Here is a 19,765-nt window from a genome sequence, read left to right as displayed (position 1 = left end):
GCCCAGGATGTGGAAGGCCACGCCCGGCTTGTCCGGCACGCCCAGGACGGTGATCTTGGCTTCATCGCGATTGAAGGCGATACCGGAGATGACGGCTTGTTCCATGTTGCTTTCTTCCTCAAACGAAATCAGGGTGCCCGAATTGGCTTCCTCGGCCAGCGGCATCAGGGGATCGGTCAGCGACGACAGCACGCGCGTCGGGACCTGGTAGTTACCGGCGAACTCGACCGAGCGCGTCTGCAGCACCTTCGAGCCGAGCGAGGCCAGTTCCAGCATTTCCTCGAACGTGATCTTTTCCAGGCGGCGCGCCTCGTGCACCACGCGCGGGTCGGTGGTGTAGACGCCGTCGACGTCGGTGTAGATCAGGCATTCGTCGGCCTTCAGCGCGGCGGCGATCGCCACGGCCGAGGTGTCCGAGCCGCCGCGGCCCAGGGTCGAGATATTGCCCTCTTCGTCCACGCCCTGGAAGCCGGTGATGATCACGATCTTACCCGCGTCGAGGTCGGCACGCACGCGCGAGTCGTCGATCGACTGGATGCGGGCCTTGGTGAAGGCCGAGTCGGTGCGGATGCCGGCCTGCCAGCCGGTGTAGGAAACGGCGTCCTTGCCGATCGCCAGCAGCGCCATCGCCAGCAGGCCGACCGAAACCTGTTCGCCGGTCGAGGCGATCATGTCCAGTTCGCGCGGGTCGGGCTGGGCCATGATTTCCTTGGCAAGACCAATCAGGCGGTTCGTTTCGCCCGACATCGCCGACGGCACCACGACGATTTTGTGCCCGGCGTCATGCCACTTGGCGACGCGGGCCGCAACGTTCTTGATACGGTCCGTCGAGCCCATCGACGTACCACCGTATTTGTGGACAATTAAAGCCATAACTGTAAGCTTTCCAGCTTGTGAAGGATCAAAGGGGATACTTACTCTAGCATGTTGCAGCGCAAAATCACAAGGGACTAAGTCCGAAAAGCTATACGGAATACAAATAAAGTAATACGGTTTTCGAATAGAAACTATCCTGCCCCGCAGTTCGGGGGCACGTCGTGAAGGAGGAGGTGCGCCGCCGGCCGCCGCTGCAGCCGATACGGCGTCAAGGCCGGCATGCAGGCCAGCCGTGGAAGGCCGCTCAGGCGTCCCCGGATTGCCAGCGCAGGGCAACCAGCGCGGCCGGGGCGTCGCCGAAGCGGCGGCAATCCATGCCCAGCCCGGCGGCGTACAGCAGTTCGCCGTTGGCGCTGACGATCGGCAGGCGCGTGCGCTCCCAGGCCGGCACGTCGACCGCCTGGTAATGCACCTTCAGGCTACGCGTCGGGCGGTTCGGCGCCAGCTTCAGGCGTTCGCCGCCCTTGCGGAAGTCGATGACCAGCGGCTGGGCGCGCAGCCAGGCGGCGTCGAAACCCGTCTCGGCCGGCTCGAAGTGCAGCACGCCGCCATAGGCCGGGAAGGCCAGCTGCCCTTCCCCGCGCCAGGTGAAACTTTCGCCGAACTTCTCGATCACGCCCTCGTCGTCGGGGTCGCGCATGCCGGCCAAGTCGGCCAGCTTCGGCGTGATGTACAGGCGGTCGCGGTGGCGCCGGATGTGGCAGGCCGGATGCGTGACCAGCAACTGGGCGTCGTGGCGCGCTTCCAGCAACTGCGCCACCATCTCGACCAGCCAGGCGGTCGAAGGCATGGCCAGGCCGCGCACGCGGAACCAGTGGCGCAGCATGTTGTAGGCGCGGTCCAGGCTCATCGCGCGCAGGCGGGCGACGTCGACGGCATCGTCCACCAGGCTCGCCGCCAGGTCCTGTTCGGCCAGCTCGTCCAGCAGGCGCTGGGCCGACTGCGCGTGCGCGGCGCTGCGCGCGAAGCGCTGCTGGAAGCCGGGGAAGGCTTGCGCCAGGGCCGGCATCACCTGGTGGCGCAACGCGTTGCGGGCGTAACGCGGGTCCAGGTTCGATTCGTCCTCGACCCAGGCCAGCGCATGCTCGGCGGCATAGGCTTCGAGCTCGGCGCGCGCCAGCGGCAGCAGGGGCCGCGCCATTACCAACTCGGGGTTGCCCAGCAGTTCGGGCGCGCTGTTGGCCGCATCCATGCCCGACAGGCCGGCGGGGCCGGATCCGCGCAGCAGTTGCAGCAGCACGGTTTCGGCCTGGTCGTCGAGATGGTGGGCGGTCAGCAGCAGCGTGGCGCCATGCGCGCGGCACATCTCGCCCAGCGCGCGGTAGCGCAGTTTGCGCGCGGCGGCCTCGGTGCCGGAACCACGCTTGTCGACCTGCACGCGGCGATGGTCGCTGGCAACGCCCAGCGCCGCCGCGCCCGCCTCGACGTGCGCGAGCCAGGCATCGGCGTTCGGACTGAGCCCGTGGTGGACGTGGAAGGCGAACAGCTTGACGCCGTGCGCGCGGCACCAGGTCGAGGCTAGGTGCAGCAGGACCATCGAGTCGAGGCCGCCGCTGCAGGCAAGTGCGAGGGAGGAAGGGGAAGACTGCGCGCGCAACGCGTCGAGCGCGCGCGCGAAAGTGGCCGGGACGCGCCCGGCTTCAGGACGACTCACTACGAATGACCGCTTACTCTTCGCTTGGCGTGGTTTCCTTGAACTTGCCGTAGGCCATCAGCTTCTGGTGACGGGCTTCGAGCAGGTCCTTGGTCTTCATGCCCTGGAACTGGCGCAGGGTGTCGGCCAGTGCGCGCTTGAGCATTTGCGCCATGCCTTTCGGGTCGCGGTGGGCGCCGCCCAGCGGTTCGTTAATGATCTTGTCGATCAGGCCCATCGCCTTCAGGCGGTGCGCGGTCAGGCCCAGGGCGTCGGCCGCGTCGGAGGCGCGCTCCGAGGTCTTCCACAGGATCGAGGCGCAGCCTTCCGGCGAAATCACCGAATAGGTTGCGTATTGCAGCATCAGCACCGCGTCGCCGACGGCGATCGCCAGCGCGCCGCCCGAACCGCCTTCGCCGATGATGGTGGCGATCAGCGGCACTTTCAGCTCGGCCATGACGTAGAGGTTATGGCCGATCGCTTCCGACTGGCCGCGCTCTTCGGCGTCGATGCCCGGGAAGGCGCCCGGGGTGTCGACGAAGGTGAAGATCGGCAGGTTGAATTTTTCCGCCAGCTTCATCAGGCGCATGGCCTTGCGGTAGCCTTCGGGTTTCGGCATGCCGAAGTTGCGCATCGCGCGCTCCTTCGTGTCGCGGCCCTTCTGGTGGCCGATGACCATGCAGGCCTGGCCGTTGAAGCGCGCCAGGCCGCCGATGATCGACTGGTCGTCCGCGAAGGTACGGTCGCCGTGCAGCTCGTGGAAGTCGGTGAAGATCGCGTTCACGTAGTCCATGGTGTAGGGACGCTGCGGATGACGCGCGATCTGGGAAACCTGCCAGGGCGTGAGCTTGGCGTAGATATCCTTCGTCAGTTGCTGGCTCTTCTTGGCCAGGCGGTCGATCTCTTCCGAGATGTCGACGGCCGAATCGTCCTGGACGAAGCGGAGCTCTTCGATTTTCGTATCGAGCTCGGCGATCGGCTGCTCAAAACTGAGGAAAGTTGTTTTAGTCATTGTACCTCCGGGTTGTTCTTGTGCCGCGGCGCCGGGGCTGCCTGCGGGCTTGGCGCATCATGCTGTGCTGTTCGTTCGGCGCTATTTTACCGTACCCTAGACCGTATCGGACGCGGCATCGGCCCCGCTGACGGGGTCCAGGCTGCGCCACAGGTACCAGGTGGCCACCGTGCGCCACGGCTCCCAGTTCGCCGCCACTTCGCGCGCATCGCTGCGCGATACCGGCTCGCCGGAGAAATAGTTCTGGCTGATGCCCTGGATCAGGCCGGCGTCGTCCAGGGGCAGGACGTTCGGCCGGAGCAGATTAAATATCAAAAACATCTCCGCTGTCCAGCGGCTGATGCCGCGGATGCGGACCAGCTCGGCGATCACCGCCTCGTCGTCCATCTGCGACCACAGGTTGGCGTGCACGCGCTTGGCCTTGAAATGGTCGGCCAGGTCGAGGATGTATTCGGTCTTGCGCTTGGACAGGCCGCAGGCGCCGAGCTGCTCGGCGCCGAGCTTGATGACCTGGCTTGGCGTCATCTTCGGGCAGGCCTGGCCGAGCTTGGTCCAGGCGGCGTCGGCCGCTTTCGGCGTGACCTGCTGGCCGACGATCGAGCGCGCCAGCGTGGTGAAGGGATCGGGATGGCCCTTCAGGTGCATGTCCCCGAACTGCGGGATGAGGCGCTTCATGATGCGGTCGCGCCGCATCAGTTCCGCTTTCGCCTCCGCCCAGTACGCCGGAACCTCGAGCTCCGGCGTGTCGAGGCCGCCCTTGTCCTGTTCCGCTGCCATTATGCGCGACGCCAGTTCGTCGTCCCGTCCGGCTTGTCTTCGAGGATGATCCCGGCAGCAGTCAGTTCGGTGCGGATGCGGTCGGCGTCCGCGAAATTGCGCGCCTTCTTGGCGGCGGCGCGCTCGGCGATCAGGCCGGCGATGCGGACCTCGTCCAGGCCGCCCTCGCCCGCCTCGGTGCCGCCGCCACCGCGCAGGTAGTCCTGGGGTGCGCGCTGCAGCAGGCCGAGCACGCCGGCCAGTGCCTTCAGCTGGCGCGCGGTCGCGAGCGACTTGGTGCGGTTCGCCTCGCTTGCCAGATCGAACAGCTCGGCCACGGCCAGCGGCGTGTTGAAGTCATCGTCCATCGCCTCGCGGAAGCGCACGGCGTGCTCCTCGTTCCAGTCGACATCAAGCGCTTCGCTGCCGAGATCGAAATCCGCCAACGCGGTGTACAGGCGCGTCAGCGCGCCCTTGGCATCGTCGATGTGCACGTCCGAGTAATTCAGCGGGCTGCGGTAGTGGGCGCGCAGGATGAAGAAGCGCACCACTTCGGCGTCGTATTTCTTGAGCACGTCGCGGATCGTGAAGAAGTTGCCCAGCGACTTGGACATCTTCTCGTTGTCGACGCGCACGAAGCCGTTGTGGATCCAGTAGTTCACCATGGTGCCGCCGAAGGCGCCTTCGCTCTGGGCGATCTCGTTTTCGTGGTGCGGGAACTGCAGGTCCTGGCCGCCGCCGTGGATGTCGAAGCGCTCGCCGAGCGTGGCGCAGGACATGGCCGAGCACTCGATGTGCCAGCCCGGACGGCCGCGGCCCCACTTCGAATCCCATTTGGCCTCAAGCGGTTCGGATTCCTTGGCGGCCTTCCACAGCACGAAGTCGAGCGGATCGCGCTTGCCGGTATTGACGTCGACGCGCTCGCCGGCGCGCAGGTCGTCGAGCGACTTGCCCGAGAGCTTGCCGTAGCCCTCGAAGCCGCGCACCGCGTAGTTGACGTCGCCATCCTCGCTCTTGTACGCCAGGCCCTTTTCTTCGAGCTTTTCGATGATCGAAAGCATCTGCGGCACGTATTCGGTGGCGCGCGGGACCACGTTCGGCGGCAGGATGCCAAGCGCCTGCGTGTCCTCGTCCATGTAGTTGGTGAAGCGCGTGACCAGCGAGGACAGCGTTTCGCCGTTCTCGACCGCGCGCTTGATGATCTTGTCGTCGATGTCCGTGATGTTGCGTACGTACTTGACGTCGTAACCGGAAGCCATGAGCCAGCGATAGATGACGTCGAACGCCATCATCATGCGCGCGTGCCCGACGTGGCAGTAGTCGTAGACGGTCATGCCGCAGACGTACATGCCGACCTTGCCGGCCTCCATCGGAACGAATACCTGTTTTTCGCGCGCCAGCGTGTTATAGATCTTTAATTGGCTCATTGGTGGTGATGATTCGAGAGGGGACGGGACACCCGAGCAATGCGAATGCCGGGCACGGCTGCCAAGGAGGCGCGCGCCGGGAGATGGTGCTTTGCGTCGAGACCGTCAGGACCCTCGTTGTTGTTCTTCTTGATAGAATGGGACGTTCTGCGCAAAGTATAGCATTGATAAAATCCCGACTGGCCGCCTACGGCTCAGGTTTATTTTTCTGTAAAAGACTTGACACGGCATTGCGCCACGTCCACCGAGGAGAAGCCTTGAAGACCCCATTCGCACGATTTGCCACCCCGCTGATGGCGCGCATCACTGCCGCCGCGGTGCTTGCCGCCGGCGCCCTGTCGATGCCGGCCGCGGCACTGGCCTTCGAAAATCCCCAGGTCGCGCTGAAGACCACGATGGGCGAGATCGTCCTCGAACTCGACCAGGAAAAGGCGCCGAAGAGCACCGCGAACTTCCTGCAGTACGTAAAATCCGGCTTCTACAAGGGCACGGTCTTCCACCGCGTCATCAGCGACTTCATGATCCAGGCCGGGGGCTACACCGAGAAGCTGGTCGACAAGCCGGGCGTCAGGAAGCCGATCCCGAGCGAATCGCAGAACGGCCTGTCGAACAAGCCCTACACGGTGGCGATGGCGCGCACCGCCAACCCGAACTCGGCGACCTCGCAGTTCTTCATCAACACCAACGACAATGCCGGGCTCGACTATCCGGGCGAGGACGGCCACGGCTACACCGTGTTCGGACGCGTGGTGAAGGGCTTCGAGACGGTCGACAAGATCAAGAACGTGGTCGTCGACGACGTGCGCGGCATGCAGAACGTGCCGGTGGTGCCGGTCGTGATCCAGAACGCGACCCTCCTGTCGGGCGATAAGCTTGTAAAATAACGGTTGCACATTTCGCATTCAAACAAAAAGGACATCACATGACCTCCGTAATCATGACCACCAACAAGGGCAACATCACCGTCGAACTGGACGCCGAGAAGGCGCCGAAGACCGTTGCCAACTTCCTGGACTACGTGAACAAGGGTCACTTCACCAACACGATCTTCCACCGCGTCATTAAGGACTTCATGATCCAGGGCGGCGGTTTCGAGCCGGGCATGAAGCAGAAAGCCACCGACGCCACCGTCGAGAACGAAGCCAAGAACGGCCTGAAGAACGACAAGTACACGATCGCCATGGCCCGCACCTCGGCGCCGCACTCGGCATCGGCCCAGTTCTTCATCAACACCAAGAACAACGACTTCCTGAACTACCCGGGCCAGGACGGCTGGGGCTACGCCGTGTTCGGCAAGGTCACCTCGGGCATGGACATCGTCGACGCGATCAACGGCGTCGCCACCTCGCGCTCGGGCATGCACTCGGACGTGCCGGTCGAGCCGGTCGTCATCGAAAAAGTCGAAGTCGTCCAGTAATCCGGTAATTCGTTAGAAAGGCGCGCGGGATCACACACCACAGCACCACGATGGCCACTCCCGCGCGCACGCTCGCGCTTTTCATTTCCGACCTGCACCTGCAGGAATCCCACCCACGCACCGCCGAGGCCTTCTTCCGCTTCCTGGAGGCACACGCCACGCACACGCGCCAGCTCTACCTGCTCGGCGACATCTTCGAATACTGGGCCGGCGACGACGATCTCGACACGCCCTTCCACGCCCGCATCACGCACGCCCTGCGCTCGCTCGCGGACAGCGGCGTCGCGCTGTTCTGGATGGCCGGTAACCGCGACTTCCTGGTCGGGCGAGGCTTTGCCGACGAGGCCGGCCTGACTTTGCTGGCCGAGCCCTACGTGACGGATATCGGCGGGCAACGCATCGCCCTCGTGCATGGCGACGCCGAGTGCACGCTCGACACCAAATACATGGAATTTCGCGCCATGGTGCGCAATCCGGCCTGGCAACAGCAATTCCTGGCCATGCCGCTGACCCAGCGCAAGGCGATCATCGCCGGCCTGCGCGAAGGCAGCCGCGAAGCCCACACCACGAAGTCCTGCGAGATCATGGACGTCACGCCTGACGCGATCGAGGCGGTCTTCGACGCCACCGGCGCCGATGTCCTGATCCACGGCCACACCCACCGCCCCGCCCTGCACCGCCACGGCGAGCGCCTGCGCTACGTGCTGCCCGACTGGGAACTCGATGCCGCGCCGCCGCGCGGCGGCTGGATCGCCATCGCCGAAGACGGCGCGATCCGGCGCCACGGGCTCGATGGCGTTATCGCGTAAGAACGGGCGGGAAAACAGCGGTAACAAAGAAAAGAGCGGGCAAGCCCGCTCTTGTCGCATCCAGGCTTCCCCTCTCCTGCATCCGGGCCGTCAAGCCTTGCCGGCGCGGCGCCGCACCGCGATGCCGGCGCCCAGCATGGCGATGCCGAACAGCGCCAGCGAGCCCGGCTCCGGCACTTCCCCACCTTCGACCTCGTTCAGCTTGAACTGGCCATTGGTCGACAGGAAGAAATAGTCGCCCGGTGCGTTCTCGTAAGCGGTGCCGTCGCAGCCCGGGCCGCCAAAGCCGGCATATTCGCAGGCGACTTCATCGACCAGGCGGTCGGTCGGGTCACCGACGGTGTTCGCGTTCGTAAAGGCGAATGCCAGCACCGCCGATCCCGACAGGTCTTCGCCACCGTCGAGGAAGAAGTAGCCCGGCGCCAGCGCCCCAGCTTCGGCCCGGGCGAACACGCTCACCTGGCCGTTGGTGGTCGGGCTGCCGCTGGCGTCGACCAGGCCGCCGCCGCCGGCCAGCACGTCGAAGCTCGCGATCAGGTTGCCCAGGTTGGCCCCGTAGATCCCGTTCGCGCTGCCATACTGGCCGTTGACCGGGTTCTGGTACATGCGGATCGTCCCCCCGCTGAAGGTAAAGGCGCCACTGAAGTTGCCGGTGCCGGTCGCTTCGAATACCGCGCTGATATTTCCGCCCGGGTAGGCAAGCGGGAACAGGACACCGTTCGAGTCCGCCTGCGAAATGTTGAACACGGCATGCTCGGTGAACGTAAAGCTGGTGTCGCCGGTGGGGGTCAGGTTGATGAAGGCATTGCCGTTCACGTCCAGGTATTCGTTGATCACCTGCCCGCTTTCGTAGCCGTCGCCGGTCGGGTTGAATACCCAGTCGTTCAGGACCGGCGCCGCCTGGGCAGCGCCCATCGACATCGCAACAGCTGCAGCACAAGCCATTTTCTTCAGAAATTTCATGATGAAGATCCTCGTCAGTGATTAAGCGGCCATCCACACCGCATCGCACAGGAAGCAAGCGCCATACCCGCGTACTGACAAGCTTGCGAATCAAGGACTTACACCCGAAAGTGTTAATTCCGAAGCGATCAGTGTAAGAAATTCTGACCTCGACAGTAGAATCCTGCTCCCGGCAAGCCTGAAGACGAAGAAAACTCATCCGTATGGGCGCTTTTTGCGAGGAATCGTTCCGTCTTTGTAACATCGCCCCGTGACGCGGAGACAGCGCGCCTTTCCCGGCCCAGGCCTTCCGCGCGTGGAATCGATATTGCGCTGCGCAATATTTCGTTAGTTTTCCGACCAGCAAAATCCTCTATTATGCGCCTGGGATCGTGGCCGCCGGGCCGTGCGCCAACGCGGCGGCGCCATCAACCGCCGGGCCCGCTTTAGTGCGTGTTTTCGACCGTCCGGCCCCGCTTTTTTGCAGCTTGTCGCATTCCCGCGCTTGCCGTGCATGCTGGTGTCATACTTCACTACAACACCAACGCATTTACTCAACAGGGAGCCAGACATGCAGGATCATGTGCCAGCGCCGGAACGACAGGGAGGCCGAGCATGAACATCGGCTGGAACGACAATGCACCGATTTACCGCCAGCTCAAGGACCGGGTGATCGGCATGATGCTCGACGGCGTACTGAAGGCGGGGGATCCCCTTCCTTCGGTGCGACAAGTAGCTTCCGAATATCAGCTGAACCCGATCACCGTCTCCAAGGCTTACCAGGAGCTGGTCGACGAAAACCTAGTAGAAAAAAGAAGGGGAATTGGCATGTACGTCACTGAAGGAGCAAGCGAAAAACTGCTCGCAAGCGAACGCGAACGCTTCCTGAGCGAGGAATGGCCGGCGATGGTGGAGCGCATCCGCCTGCTGGGCCTGAACGTCGAGCAATTGCTGCGCACTGCGGAACCGGGAGGTGCGGCATGAGCGCCGTGATCTCGGCCCGCGGCCTGACCAAGCGCTACGGCAAGCAGACGGCGATCGACGGCATCGACTTCGATATCCCGGCCGGACGCATCGTCGGCCTGATCGGTCCCAACGGTTCGGGCAAGACCACCACCCTGAAAGCCGCGCTGGGCCTGATTCCCTTCGAGGGCAGCTTGAGCGTGATGGGTTTCGATCCGCGCACCCAGCGCGACGCCCTGATGCAGGACGTGTGCTTCATCGCCGACGTCGCCATCCTGCCGCGCTGGCTGCGGGTGCGCGACGCGGTCGACTTCGTGGCGGGCATCCATCCGCGCTTCGACCGTGCCCGCGCCGAGCGCTACATCGCCAACACCAAGCTCAAGCCGGCGATGAAAGTGAAGGAAATGTCGAAGGGCATGATCGTCCAGCTGCACCTGGCGCTGGTCATGGCGATCGACGCCAAGCTGCTCGTGCTCGACGAGCCGACCCTCGGGCTAGACATCATCTACCGCAAGCAGTTCTACCAGAACCTGCTGGAAGACTATTTCGACGAGAACAAGACCATCGTCATCACCACCCACCAGGTCGAGGAAGTCGAGCACATCCTGACCGACCTGATGTTCATCCGCGACGGCAAGATCGTGCTGGCCGCCTCGATGGACGAAGTCGGCGAGCGCTACATCGAAGTGATGGTCCCGGCCGACAAGGTCAATGCCGCCAACGCGCTGCAGCCGATCGACCAGCGCACCGTGTTCGGCAAGTCGGTGATGCTGTTCGACGGCGTCTCGCGCGCTCAGCTGTCCGCCCTCGGCGAAACGCGCAACCCGAGCGTCGCCGACCTGTTCGTGGCAACCATGAAAGGAACCTACGCATGAATACGATGAAATGGCTGCTGCGCCGCGAGTTCTGGGAACACAAGGGCGGCTTCGTCTGGGCGCCGCTGATCGCGGCCGTGCTCATGGTGGTGCTGGTCGGCGGCATGATCGGCTACGGCATCTCGACCGGCAAGCTCGACGGCGACAGCGTGACCGTCTCGATCAACGGCGAGGAAGTGCACCGCGCCAGCGGCTCGAAGATCGCCAGCCTGGCCGACCGCCATACCCGCACCCAGATCGCCGACGTCGCCGCCAATAACTACATCGCCACCGGCGCGCCGATCTTCATCGTGCTGCCCGTGGTCGCCTTCTTCTACTGCCTGGGCGCGCTCTACGACGACCGGCGCGACCGCAGCATCCTGTTCTGGAAGTCGCTGCCGATCTCCGACGCCACGACCGTGCTGTCGAAGCTGGTGACCGCGCTGGTGCTGGCGCCGGCGATCACGATCGTCATCGCCAGCGCCGCCGCCTTCCTGATCCTGATGCTGGGCGGCGTGGCCGCCAGCCACCAGGGCCTGAACCTGTTCGGCCCGGTGCTCAGCAACATCAACCTGTACCTGTCGCCGGTCTACCTGCTGGCCATGATCCCGGTCTACATCCTGTGGGCGCTGCCTTGCGCCGGCTGGCTGCTGCTGGTGTCGAGCTGGGCGAAGTCGAAGGTCTTCCTGTGGGCCGTCGGCGTGCCGCTGATCGCCGCCGTCCTGCTGAAATGGATGGACTACCTGCTGGCCCTGTACGGCGCCACCATCAACGCCGACTGGATCATCAACAACGTGCTCGAAACCCTGCTGCTCGGCCTGGTGCCCGGCGCCTGGTTCATGGACGGCGGCACCGCCCTGCCGCTGCGCGACCAGCACGGCGTGGACATGCTGTCGGTGCTCGGCGCCTCCTGGGGCAGCCTGGCGCGGCCGGAACTGTGGGTCGGCGCCGTGGCCGGCATCGCGATGATCGTCGCCGCCATCCGCCTGCGCCGCTGGCGCGACGAGGGCTGAGCATGCGCCGCGCCCTCGCCGCCGGCGCGCTCGGCGCCCTGCTCGTGTGCGGCGGCGCCGCCGCGGTGCCGGGCCTCGACGAGCCCGACGCCATCCAGGTGAACGGTATCCGCAAGCCGGAAGTCCACAAGTACAAGGCCATCCTCGCCGGCCTGGACAGCTTCGACAAGCACCATGCGCTGGCGCCGGACGTGCCCGCGCTGCGTTTCCGGATCAGGGCGCTGCGCGGCGCCGGGATGCCGGAACAGCCGCGCGTGCGCATCGAGGGCGAGGACGGCTTCGTCCTGCCGCTCGCGCTCGACGCCGCCAACCGCTTCACGGTGCCGCGCAGCGAGGCGGCAGTCGACGCCGACGGCGAACTGGCGCTGAACCAGAAACACAGGTTCTACCGTGTCGAGCCGGACGTGCGCACCCCGGGCCTGCCCGACAACGTGCGCCGCCTCGGAGACTTGCGCCTCGAATGCCGGGTAACGGTAGCCATCGCCAAGGAAGAGATGTCACTGCTCTGGGTGCTGGCGATCAACGGTGTGCTGCGTACCCGCGACTGGTGCGGCTTCACCCTCGAGGACCCGCCGAAAGTGGGCTTCGACGCCGGGGCGCCGATCGTCGCGGCGACGCTGCGCGAAGGCGAACGCAGCCAGCCGCTGGAAGCCAGGAAGACCAGCTTCGACGTGGCGCTCAGCGACGCCAGCTGGAGCGACGAAGCACTGGTGGAGCTGGAATTCGGCGCGCCGGCGGCCCCTGCCGGGGTGCCCTGAGCCGGACCGTGGCGATGTATCGCCCGGCCTCGCGGGGCCGGCCACGAACCACGTTTACCACCCTATCGGAGCACGCATGAAACACCTGGTCAGCACGCTTCTTCCCCTGCTCGTCATGGCCTGCGCCGCCGCCCAGGCGCAGCCGCCGGCGCCGGTGGCCCCGCCGGCCGCGGCCGCGGCCGAACTGGTCGCCGTCGGCGCCCGTCCCTACCTGGTCGAGATGTCCAGCGCCGGCAGCGGCCGCTACACCGTGATCTTCGAGTCGGGCTTCGGCACCGGCATGGGCGCCTGGCGCAAGGTGGCGCCGGCGCTGGCCGATGCCGCGCGCGTCGTCGCCTATTCGCGCGCCGGTCACGGCAAGTCCGACGCGCGGCCCGAGCCGCGCAGCATCGAACAAAGCACGAACGAACTCGAACAGCTGATCGCGGCGGCCAGGCTCGCGCCGCCCTTCGTCCTGGTCGGCCACTCGTACGGCGGCCTGCTGGCGCGTTCGTTCGCGGCGCGCCATCCGGGCCAGATAGCCGGCCTGGTGCTGGTCGACCCCAGCGACGAACGCTTCAACCCGGCCTTGCGCAGGCTCGACGCCGAACGCGCGGCGGCCGACGAGCGCGCCTTTGCCGCCATCGTGCCGGCGAAGTTCCAGCCCGAGCTGAAACTGCTGCAGCCCGTGCTCGACAGCGGCAAGCTGCCGCTGGCCGGCAGGCTGCCCGACGTGCCGACGGTCGTGCTGACCGCGATGCGCCAGGCCGACAAGCCGGAGTTCTTCCTGGAGACGCCGGAGGCACTGGCGATCAAACGCGACCTGCATGCGGACTTCGTGCGCCAGTTCAGCGCGGGCACGCAGGTGGTGACTACGCGGAGCGGCCACAACATCCAGCTCGAGGAGCCAGAACTGGTGATCGAGGCCGTGCGCAAGGTGATCGCGGCGGCGGACGGGAAGACGGCGCAGGCCGGCCGCTGAGGCGCCGGCGGCGGCAACATGAAAGAACGCCCGAGGCCGCACCAGACAAGGGTGCCGCCTCGGGCGCTGCCTGGATCGGCGGTAGCCGCTTACTGGAACTGCTGGCGGAAGGCCTCGAACTGCGCCTTCAGCTCGGCGACCTCGGCGCGCAGCGCGACCACTTCGGCTTCCAGCTGGCCGATGCGGCTCGATGGCGCCGGCGCGGCAGCGGCGCCGAAGGCGGAGTCCTCGCGCGCAACGGCTATCTCGCCGCCGAGCAGCTGGCCGTAGCGCGGCTCCTTGGTGCCAGGCGCGCGCTCGAGGCGGGCGACGATCGGCGGGTATTTATCGATCAGGAACTGCAGCACGGCCTCGACCTCGGCCACGCTCTTGAATTCGTGCAGGCGCCCGGTGCGGGTGCGGATCTCGCCGGCGGTCTGCAGGCCGCGCAGCATCAGCACGGTGAGCACGGCCACCTTGTCCTGCTCGAGCGTCCACTTGATGCGCATGCGGTGCTCGTACTTGGTGACGCGCGCGCCGGCCTGGGTGATGCCGTTCACCAGGCGGCGCTCGATCAGGCGCTGCAGGGTGTCGTGGACGGTGTCGTCCGACAGCTGCATCACCGGATCGCGGCTGGACAATTGGTTGCAGCCGGTGACGATCGCATTCAGCGACATCGGGTAGTTGTCGGGGGTGAGCGCTTCTTTCTCGGCGAGCACCGCGAGCACGCGGATCTCGAAGGGATCCAATACGGAGTCCGCTCCGTCCTTCACTTCATCAGTCATGGGTTTCCTCAGTCGACCAGCCGGTTCAGTTCGGCCGAGTCGAGTTTATCACCCTCGCGCACGTTCGGACAGGCAATGCCGGCCGCCTTGATGGTCGCGGTCAGGCATTCGATCTGCTCGTCCTGGCGCGCGACGTGGTCGATCAGGCCGCGCAAGGCCTTCGAGAGCGGGTCGTCGCCGTTTGGCGTGACGCCGTAGGCGGCGAACATGCGGGCACTCCTCGACTGCTCTTCCTTGCGCATGATGTGGGCCGGATTGCCGACCGCGGTGGCGCCGGCCGGGACCGGCTTGACCACAACCGCGTTCGAGCCGATCTTGGCGAACTCGCCGACCGTGAACGCGCCCAGCACCTGGGCGCCGGCGCCGACGATCACGCCGCGCTCGAGCGTCGGGTGGCGCTTGGTGCCGGCCACGAGGGTCGTGCCGCCCAGGGTGACGCCCTGGTAGATGGTGCAGTCGTCGCCCACCACGGCGGTTTCGCCGATCACGACGCCGAAGCCGTGGTCGATGAAGACCCGGCGGCCGATGGTGGCGCCCGGGTGGATCTCGATGCCGGTGAAGATGCGCGCGATGTGGGAAATGAAGCGGCCGAGCCACTTCAGGTTCATGCGCCAGCAGCCATGCGCCCAGCGGTGGAGGACGATGGCATGCAGGCCGGGATAGCACGTGAGCACTTCCCAGCCGTTACGGGCGGCCGGGTCGCGTTCGATGATGCTCTTGATATCTTCGCGCAACGAGGAAAACATAATAAGTACAGAAGCAAAACAGCGGCAATGGTAGCTTATCCGGCTGTTGCTTGCTTGGGGAGGGGGCAATTCTTGAGAGGGAACGCAGGCGAGCGGACGACGCTGGTCTGCATGTGTGCGTTGAACGCGTGGACGGAAAACCCGTCCACCCTACGTCCTGCTGCCAGCTGTGCGTGGACACCGCTGGAGACCCGTAGGGTGGACGGCTCTGCCGTCCACGCGTTCACATCACGCTGGAAACGACGGGCCGGCTTCGGAAAGCGGCGATGAACAGCCGAATCAGCCTTCGCGCGCCACGCGCTGGCGGCGGGCCTCATACAGGCAGACGCCCGAGGCGACCGAGACGTTCAGGCTCTCGACCGAGCCGAACATGGGGATGGACACCAGCAGGTCGCAGGTCTCGCGGGTCAGGCGGCGCATGCCCTCGCCTTCCGAGCCCATCACCAGCGCGACCGGGCCGGTGAAGTCGGCTTCGTACAGGCCCTTGTCGGCGTCGTCCGAGGTGCCGATCAGCCAGATGCCGCGTTCCTTCAGCTCGCGCATGGTGCGCGCCAGGTTCGTCACCGTGATGTAGGGGACGGTCTCGGCGGCGCCGCTGGCGACCTTGGCGGCGGTGGCGTTCAGGCCGACCGCGCGGTCCTTCGGCACGATCACCGCGTGCGCGCCGACGCCGTCGGCCACGCGCAGGCAGGCGCCGAGGTTGTGCGGATCGGTGATGCCGTCCAGGATCAGCAGCAGCGGCGGCCCCTCGATGGCATCGAGCAGTTCGTCCAGGTTGCGCGCCAGCGCCAGCTGGCTGGCGAAGGCGATCACGCCCTGGTGGCGGCGGGTGCCGACGATCTTGTCGAGGCGGGCGGCGTCGACCGGCATGACGCGCACGCCGGCATCCTTGGCGCTGGCGATCAGCGCCTTCATGCGGGCGTCGTTACGCTCGGCGTCCACAAAAATCTCTTCCACCGATTGGGCCTCGTGGCGCAGCCGCGAGGTCACCGCGTGGAAACCGAAAATCATTTTGTTCTTCATTCTTTACTTCTTTTCCTGGAACTCGTTTTGGATGCGGTACTGTCGGCCTTGGCGGCCGGCTTCTTCCTGGCGCTGCTCTTGGCGGCAACGCTCTCTGGTTCTGCCACGACGGCCGTTTTCGCAGCGCGCGTGCGCTTCGGCTTGGCCGGCCTGTCGACTGCGGCGGCGATCGCCTCCGCAGGGGCTAGTGCGGGCGCGGCTGCCTGCTCGGCGGCCTTGCTGCGGCGTACGCGCTTGGCGGCGACCGGCGTGGCCGCGGCGACTGCCTCGACGGCGGTCTCGGCCTGTGGTGCCTGCGGTGCCTGCGCCGGGGTTTCCGGCGCGGCCTTGGCGGCCTTGGCTGCACGGGTGCGCTTCGGCGCCGGCGCCGCTGGCGCTTCCGCTGGCTGCGCTGCAGGCGCGGCGGCCGCTTCAGGCACCGCGTCGGGCTGCGCCTCGGGCGCCTGGGCAACGACTGCCTTGCGCTTGCGGCTTGGCTTGGCTGGCGCCGCAGCCTCGTCGGCGATGCCCTGGTCCGGCTGAGGCTGTCGCTGGGCTGGCGCCCCTTCCGATGCTTGCGGCAGTGCCGGCGCTTGCGGCGCCTCGACCACCTCGACCGCGTCGACTTCCGTCTGGACGCCTTTGTCGGCCTGGCCATTCGCGGCCTGGCGGGCCAGCTCGGCCGCAGCCTTCCTGCGCGCGCTGCGCGAACGCTTGGACTTGCCGCCTTCGGCACTCACGGCGCCGGCTTCGTTGTCGCGCGTTTCGGTGCGGCCGCCATTGGCCTGCTGGCGCGCCAGTTCCGCCGCTTCCTTGCGGGCGCGGCGCGAACGTTTCGACTTGCCCGCGGGCTTGGTTTCCAGGGCGGGGGCGGAATCGGCGCGCGCTGCGCCGCCGTTCGCCTGTGCCGGCCTGTCGCCGCGCTCCTGCCTGCCCTTGCCCCTGCCTTCGTTGCCGCGCGCCGGCTGGCGCGCCTGCGCCGGCTCGGGCGCCTCGCCCAGGCGCGACTCGTCGGCCAGCACCAAGTCGATCTTGCGCGACTCGAGGTCGACCTTGGCCACCTGCACGACCACGCGGTCGGTCAGGCCGAAGCTCTTGCCGGTGCGCTCGCCGCGCAGCTGGTGGCGCGCTTCGTCGTACTGGAAGTAATCCTGGCCGAGCTCGGTCACGTGGACCAGGCCCTCGACGTAGAGCTCGTCGAGCTGCACGAAAATGCCGAAGGTGGTCACGCCGGCCACGGTGCCGGTGAAGGCCTCGCCCAGCTTGTCCTGCATGTAGAAGCACTTGAGCCAGGCCTCGACGTCGCGCGAGGCTTCGTCGGCACGGCGCTCGTTGGCCGAGCAGTGCACGCCCAGGGCGTCCCAGATCGTCAGATCTTTTTCGTCCTTGGCCTTGCCTTCCGCCTTGTCCTTGGCGGCCTGCTTGCGGGCGGCGTTCGAGACCGTCGTGTTCAGCTTCGACAGGTCGATGCCCTTCGGCTCGTAGCGCTTGCCCTGAAGGATGGCCTTGATGGCGCGGTGCGTCAGCAGGTCGGGATAGCGGCGGATCGGGCTGGTGAAGTGGGCGTAGGCCTCGTAGGCCAGGCCGAAGTGGCCGACGTTGTCCGGGCTGTAGACGGCCTGCTGCATCGAGCGCAGCAGCATGGTCTGGAGCAGGGACGCGTCCGGGCGCTCCTTGATCTCGCGCATCAGCGCGGCGTAGTCCGAAGCGGCCGGCTTGGTGCCGCCGCCCAGGTTCAGTCCGGCCTGCTTGAGGAAGGTGCGCAGCTGGTTCAGCTTTTCCTCGGTCGGCACGGCGTGGATGCGGAAGGTGCCCGGGTGCTTGTGGCGGATCAGCAGGTCGGCCGCGCACACGTTCGCGGCCAGCATGCATTCCTCGATCAGGCGGTGCGCGTCGTTGCGGGTGCGCGGGATGATCTTCTCGATCTTGCCCATCGCATTGCAGACGATGTAGGTCTCGGTGGTCTCGAAGTCGATCGCGCCGCGTTCCTGGCGCGCGCCGAGCAGCGCATGGAACACCGCGTTCAGGTTCAGCAGGTGCGGCACGATGGCCGGACGGCGCGCGGCTTCCTCGCCCTGCGGATCCGCCAGCACTTCGGCGACCTGGTTATAGGTCAGGCGCGCGGCCGAGTGCATCACGGCCGGGTAGAACTGGTAGGCGGTGACTTCGCCCTTGGCGGTGACAACCATGTCGCACACCAGGCACAGGCGGTCGACGGCCGGGTTCAGCGAGCACAGGCCGTTCGAGAGCTTCTCGGGCAGCATTGGGATCACGCGGCGCGGGAAGTAGACCGAGGTGCTGCGCTCGATGGCGTCGCCGTCCAGGCCGTCGTTCGGCTTGACGTAATGGCTGACGTCGGCGATCGCCACCAGCAGGCGGTAGCCCTTGGCGCGGCCGATCTTCACCGGTTCGCAGTAGACGGCGTCGTCGAAGTCGCGCGCGTCTTCGCCGTCGATCGTCACCAGCGGCACGTCGCGCAGGTCGACGCGGTTGGACAGGTCGGCATCGACCACTTCGTTCGGCAGCTTGTTGGCCTGCTTCAGCGCGGCGGCGGAAAACACGTGCGGCACGCCGAACTTGCGCACGGCGATCTCGATTTCCATGCCCGGGTCGTCCAGTTCGCCGAGCACCTCAACGATGCGTCCGGTCGGCTGCTGGAAGCGCGCCGGCTGCTCGATCAGCTCGACGCTGACGACCTGCCCCGCGCGCGCCTTGCCTGGGGAGCCGGCGACCAGGATGTCCTGGCTGATGCGCTGGTCCTCGGGCGAGACGATCCAGACGCCGCCTTCGTTGAGCAGGCGGCCGATGACGTGGGTATTGGCGCGCTCGACGACTTCGACGATCGTGCCTTCCGGACGGCCGCGGCGGTCAGTGCCGACGACTTTCGCCAGCACGCGGTCGCCATTCAGGACCTTCTGCATTTCCTTATCGTTCAGGAACAGGTCGGGACCGGGCTCTTCGGGGATCACGAAGCCGAAGCCGTCGCGGTGGGCGCTGATGCGACCGGCGATGAAGCCGGCTTGGTCCGCCAGGGCATAGACGCCGTCGCGGTCGGCGCGGATCTGGCCGTCGCGCTCCATGGCGTTCAGGCGGCGGCCCAGGACTTCCTGGGCGGCGGGCTTCACCTTCAGTGCTCGTGCGAGGGCGGCTGCGTCGAGCGGCGTGCCGGCGTCGCGAAAGACGCCGAGGATTTCCTCTCGGCTAGGAATGGTATGAGTTGGTTGCTTCAAATCGTTTTCTTGAATTCTTTTATATAGATGCCGGAGCGGCCGGCACCGTGGTTGGATTGACACCTTGACAGGCGTAGTGTAACGGAGGACCACGGGATTCGCCTAACGAAGCGTGCTCCATGAAACACTGCCCGGCGAACGGATGGCGGGACAAAAAAGGATCGCTTGCAGTCCTTGCAGGAGGTTTTTGACTTTTGCCATCCTTCCGCTATAATCTCGGCTCTTTCGCAACGACAGCATTGTGAAGCGAAGGAAAAGAAGCACCGTATGAGGCAGTTTGGTAGCGAGAACAACAGAAGTTGATCTAGCGAAAAACGACAAAGCCTGATATTGTATCAGCTTCAGCAGCAAACGCAGTAACAGTGCCCACGTGGCGGAATTGGTAGACGCGCATGGTTCAGGTCCATGTGCCGCGAGGTGTGGGGGTTCGAGTCCCTCCGTGGGCACCACTCTACCGGAAGTGCAATCCGCAGTAGCAAGCAGTACCATTGATCGTAGGGTGGGTTCTCGAACCCACGCGTAAAGCAAGATCAGTGTTAGCAGTAATCAGTGCCCACGTGGCGGAATTGGTAGACGCGCATGGTTCAGGTCCATGTGCCGCG

17 protein-coding genes, 1 tRNA gene and 1 pseudogene are annotated in these 19,765 nt (G+C 65.9%); 9 read left to right on the top strand and 10 right to left on the bottom strand.

The annotated features are described in order from the left end of the window. The 5 genes from RT688_RS15710 to cysS form a co-directional block, all read right to left on the bottom strand. A partial coding sequence (locus RT688_RS15710) for an aspartate kinase (RefSeq protein ID WP_313705783.1) occupies positions 1 to 873 on the bottom strand: 873 nt, incomplete at its 3' end. A gap of 247 nt (positions 874 to 1,120) precedes the next feature. Then, positions 1,121 to 2,530 (bottom strand): tRNA lysidine(34) synthetase TilS, encoded by a 1,410-nt coding sequence (gene tilS / locus RT688_RS15705; protein WP_313705782.1) that lies wholly within the window; start codon positions 2,528 to 2,530, stop codon positions 1,121 to 1,123. A gap of 13 nt (positions 2,531 to 2,543) precedes the next feature. Then, positions 2,544 to 3,521, bottom strand: a complete 978-nt coding sequence (locus RT688_RS15700) for an acetyl-CoA carboxylase carboxyltransferase subunit alpha (RefSeq protein WP_313705781.1) — start codon at positions 3,519 to 3,521, stop codon at positions 2,544 to 2,546. Between the two features lie 96 nt (positions 3,522 to 3,617). Next, positions 3,618 to 4,298 (bottom strand): DNA-3-methyladenine glycosylase 2 family protein, encoded by a 681-nt coding sequence (locus tag RT688_RS15695; protein WP_313705780.1) that lies wholly within the window; start codon positions 4,296 to 4,298, stop codon positions 3,618 to 3,620. Beyond that, positions 4,298 to 5,704, bottom strand: coding sequence for a cysteine--tRNA ligase (gene cysS, locus RT688_RS15690; RefSeq protein WP_313705779.1), 1,407 nt, complete (start codon positions 5,702 to 5,704; stop codon positions 4,298 to 4,300). The genes RT688_RS15695 and cysS overlap by 1 nt, the downstream gene beginning before the upstream one ends. A gap of 293 nt (positions 5,705 to 5,997) precedes the next feature. On the opposite strand from cysS, the gene RT688_RS15685 reads away from it, so the two are divergent. The 3 genes from RT688_RS15685 to RT688_RS15675 are packed head-to-tail and all read left to right on the top strand — an operon-like array spanning position 5,998 to position 7,930. Beyond that, complete coding sequence (locus RT688_RS15685; RefSeq protein ID WP_409521925.1) at positions 5,998 to 6,588, top strand: peptidylprolyl isomerase; 591 nt, start codon at positions 5,998 to 6,000, stop codon at positions 6,586 to 6,588. Between the two features lie 38 nt (positions 6,589 to 6,626). Continuing rightward, positions 6,627 to 7,121 carry a peptidylprolyl isomerase gene (locus RT688_RS15680; protein ID WP_313705778.1) on the top strand — a complete coding sequence of 165 codons (495 nt, stop codon included), beginning with the start codon at positions 6,627 to 6,629 and terminating at the stop codon, positions 7,119 to 7,121. 50 nt (positions 7,122 to 7,171) lie between these two features. Further along, on the top strand, positions 7,172 to 7,930 hold the full coding sequence (locus RT688_RS15675; RefSeq protein WP_313705777.1) for a UDP-2,3-diacylglucosamine diphosphatase: 759 nt from the start codon (positions 7,172 to 7,174) through the stop codon (positions 7,928 to 7,930). Positions 7,931 to 8,020: 90 nt separating this feature from the next. Here RT688_RS15675 and pepA read toward each other — a convergent pair whose 3' ends face one another. Continuing rightward, positions 8,021 to 8,893: a flocculation-associated PEP-CTERM protein PepA gene (gene pepA, locus RT688_RS15670; RefSeq protein ID WP_313705776.1), complete on the bottom strand. Its 873-nt coding sequence runs from the start codon at positions 8,891 to 8,893 to the stop codon at positions 8,021 to 8,023. Between the two features lie 594 nt (positions 8,894 to 9,487). On the opposite strand from pepA, the gene RT688_RS15665 reads away from it, so the two are divergent. From RT688_RS15665 to RT688_RS15645, 5 genes are all read left to right on the top strand, one after another. After that, the gene (locus RT688_RS15665; RefSeq protein WP_312550539.1) at positions 9,488 to 9,856 is read left to right on the top strand and encodes a GntR family transcriptional regulator; all 369 of its coding nucleotides are present in this window, start codon (positions 9,488 to 9,490) and stop codon (positions 9,854 to 9,856) included. Beyond that, entirely contained in the window at positions 9,853 to 10,710 is an 858-nt protein-coding gene (locus RT688_RS15660) for an ABC transporter ATP-binding protein (protein WP_313705775.1), read from the top strand. The genes RT688_RS15665 and RT688_RS15660 overlap by 4 nt, the downstream gene beginning before the upstream one ends. Next, complete coding sequence (locus RT688_RS15655) at positions 10,707 to 11,702, top strand: hypothetical protein (protein ID WP_313705774.1); 996 nt, start codon at positions 10,707 to 10,709, stop codon at positions 11,700 to 11,702. Before RT688_RS15660 ends, RT688_RS15655 begins: the two co-directional genes overlap by 4 nt. Before the next feature lie 2 nt (positions 11,703 to 11,704). Next, the gene (locus RT688_RS15650) at positions 11,705 to 12,460 is read left to right on the top strand and encodes a hypothetical protein (RefSeq protein WP_313705773.1); all 756 of its coding nucleotides are present in this window, start codon (positions 11,705 to 11,707) and stop codon (positions 12,458 to 12,460) included. Positions 12,461 to 12,536: 76 nt separating this feature from the next. After that, positions 12,537 to 13,421, top strand: a complete 885-nt coding sequence (locus RT688_RS15645; protein ID WP_313705772.1) for an alpha/beta hydrolase — start codon at positions 12,537 to 12,539, stop codon at positions 13,419 to 13,421. A gap of 89 nt (positions 13,422 to 13,510) precedes the next feature. Here the strand turns inward: RT688_RS15645 and RT688_RS15640 are convergent, their stop codons facing one another. The 4 genes and pseudogenes from RT688_RS15640 to rnr all read right to left on the bottom strand — a co-directional run. Beyond that, complete coding sequence (locus RT688_RS15640) at positions 13,511 to 14,185, bottom strand: YceH family protein (protein ID WP_313705771.1); 675 nt, start codon at positions 14,183 to 14,185, stop codon at positions 13,511 to 13,513. Between the two features lie 8 nt (positions 14,186 to 14,193). Beyond that, the gene (gene cysE, locus RT688_RS15635; RefSeq protein WP_312550545.1) at positions 14,194 to 14,931 is read right to left on the bottom strand and encodes a serine O-acetyltransferase; all 738 of its coding nucleotides are present in this window, start codon (positions 14,929 to 14,931) and stop codon (positions 14,194 to 14,196) included. Positions 14,932 to 15,210: 279 nt separating this feature from the next. Beyond that, the gene (gene rlmB, locus RT688_RS15630; protein WP_313705770.1) at positions 15,211 to 15,954 is read right to left on the bottom strand and encodes a 23S rRNA (guanosine(2251)-2'-O)-methyltransferase RlmB; all 744 of its coding nucleotides are present in this window, start codon (positions 15,952 to 15,954) and stop codon (positions 15,211 to 15,213) included. 674 nt (positions 15,955 to 16,628) lie between these two features. Further along, positions 16,629 to 19,163 (bottom strand): annotated as a pseudogene (gene rnr, locus RT688_RS15625) (ribonuclease R); the annotation flags it as partial. Between the two features lie 364 nt (positions 19,164 to 19,527). Here rnr and RT688_RS15620 point away from each other — a divergent pair. Beyond that, positions 19,528 to 19,612 (top strand) — tRNA-Leu (locus RT688_RS15620). Positions 19,613 to 19,765: the final 153 nt, after the last annotated feature.

Origin of the sequence: Massilia sp. (assembly GCF_032106685.1) — a bacterium.
GTDB lineage: Bacteria > Pseudomonadota > Gammaproteobacteria > Burkholderiales > Burkholderiaceae_D > Telluria.
Note: the sequence above shows the minus strand (reverse complement) of the source record. Positions and strands in the feature narration are given on the sequence as shown.